At 56.1% G+C, this 246-nt stretch carries 1 protein-coding gene; it reads right to left on the bottom strand.

Features of this window, described 5'->3' with window-relative positions; translation table 11 throughout:
• Window positions 1-34 precede the first annotated feature (34 nt).
• Window positions 35-246: aldehyde dehydrogenase family protein (locus KZZ04_RS20365; RefSeq protein WP_219424058.1), on the bottom strand; the 212-nt coding region annotated here is incomplete at its 5' end.

Here is a 246-nt window from a genome sequence, read left to right as displayed (position 1 = left end):
GCCAAGCCAGCGCCCATCTTAGAGCGACGTTGTCTTACAAGCCCCCCATCAACAAGTATTTGATCTCCAGATAATCATCCAGCCCATACCTGGAACCTTCACGACCCAGCCCGGACTCCTTGATACCGCCAAACGGCGCGACTTCAGTAGAGATAATCCCTTCGTTGATACCCACCATGCCGGCCTCCAGGCCCTCAGCCATGCGCCACACCCGGCCGATATCACGACTGTAGAAGTACGCAGACA

It is taken from the genome of Pseudoalteromonas sp. CR1 (assembly GCF_019392235.1).
GTDB lineage: Bacteria > Pseudomonadota > Gammaproteobacteria > Enterobacterales > Alteromonadaceae > Pseudoalteromonas.
The sequence above is the reverse complement of the archived record's forward strand: the minus strand, read 5'-3'. Positions and strand labels throughout refer to the sequence as shown.